We start from the raw sequence: 1,600 nt of genomic DNA, 5'->3' as shown, positions 1-1,600 counted from the left end.
AGCGGCGGCGACCCCTCCGACGCCGATCTGGCTGTGCTGGCAGCCCAGTGGGAGCGGCTGGAGCCGCTCACCCCCGCCGAGCGGGCCGCCGCGATCGAGGTGGAGCCCGCCACCCCGGTCAGCAGCACCGCCGCGGCCATCCGGCAGCGGCTGCTCACTCCGCCGGCGCGGTCCTGATGGGCGTCCGGGGAGAGGACTGGGGGGAGGTCTGGGGGGACAGGGCCCCGTCGGATGGTTGCGCCTGGGGCAGGGGCTCCTTGGGCGGATTCGACGGTGGATTCTTTGGCGGATTCGTTGATGGATTGTTCGGCAGGGGCGGCACCGGCGGCACGAAGGGAGAGGGCGTGGTCCCTTCGGAGCGGACGCTCTCGGGGTTGGGCTCGGTCTCCGGACCGATCACATCGATGGAGGTGCGCTGCACCAGCAGGCGGTAGCGGTAGGGCTGCCGGGAATTGATGAAGTCCTGCACCTCCGCCACCTGCCGGGGCGTGGGCAGGTTGGGCTTGCTGACCCGCACCGAGGCGATGATCAGCGGGGGGTTCTGAGCCCAGTCGATGGTGATGCCCACCAGTTCCGAATCCTGACCGAGCGTGATCGTCTCGTTGCGCAGGCTCTGATCGATCGCCTGTTCGACCCGGAGCAGGGCCGCCTGGCGACGGGCCTCGCTGGTCAGGGTGAGGAAACTGGTGCTCAGGGGCACCAGCAGCAGGCCGGTGAGCAGCAGGCTCACCAGACCGAGCCGGCTGGAGAGCAACCGCTGCCGCAGTTCCGGGCGGGTGATCCCCAGGGTGATCAGGGCGCCGCTGAGGATTCCAAGCAGGTTGGCGGCGAACAGCAGGCCGGCACCCCAGGCCTGCTGCCACTGGCCCACCGCCAGCAGCAGGCCAAGGGCGCAGACCGGCGGCACGAGCGCCACGGCGATGGCCGTGCCCGCCAGGGAGGAGATGGCCTTGGTGCGCACCTTCGCGTAGGTGGCGATCGCTCCGGCCACCAGGGCGATGCCCAGGTCGAGCAGGTTGGGGGAGGTGCGGCCGATCACCTCCGAACCGAAGACCGCCAGTCCCACGATCCTGCCCAGCAGGGCCGAGATCAGCACGGTGGCCACCACGCCGATGCCCAGCGTCAACAGGGCCTGCCCTGCCAGGGGAAGGCGGCCCCGCAGGATGGCGAAGGCCGTGGCCCGCAGCGGCAGGATCCAGGGGGCGATCAACATGGCGCCGATCACCACGGCGGCACTGTTGGCCAGCAGTCCCAGAGTGGCGATCAGGGCGGCGGCCGCCGTGAGCACGACAAATTCCTGATCGAGCCGGGCATCCGCCTCCAGCTGCCGACCCAGGGCCGTGGTACTGAGAACAGCAGGCATGGTGCTGGCGAAGCCGTCCGGGAATCATCAGTCAGATGGCCACCGGGGCCCAGCCCGGATCCGCAACCCGGATCCGCAGCCTGAATCCGCAGCCCGAATGGCAGCCTGGAGCGGCCGAAAGCGGGGCTCCCGCACCGATGGCCCGCCCGCAGCGCTCCCCCCAGCCCCCTCCGCACCCCGGCCCCTCCCCGGCGCTGCGGCAGCGCACCGTGCTGGTGAGTGGGGCCAGCCGGGGCA

At 71.2% G+C, this 1,600-nt stretch carries 1 protein-coding gene; it reads right to left on the bottom strand.

The annotated features are described in order from the left end of the window. Positions 1-154 precede the first annotated feature (154 nt). Positions 155-1,363, bottom strand: a complete 1,209-nt coding sequence (locus ACLD7X_RS16645; RefSeq protein WP_411424803.1) for a DUF389 domain-containing protein — start codon at positions 1,361-1,363, stop codon at positions 155-157. Between the last annotated feature and the right edge of the window lie 237 nt (positions 1,364-1,600).

The organism is Aphanothece microscopica RSMan92 (assembly GCF_046613545.2).
Taxonomy (GTDB): Bacteria; Cyanobacteriota; Cyanobacteriia; order PCC-6307; family Cyanobiaceae; genus NIES-981.
This window is presented reverse-complemented; position numbering and strand designations above follow the sequence as displayed.

Excerpts from the sequence above, each read along its gene's own strand:
- ACLD7X_RS16645 (WP_411424803.1), bottom strand. The coding sequence starts at position 1,363 with ATGCCTGCTGTTCTCAGTACCACGGCCCTGGGTCGGCAGCTGGAGGCG.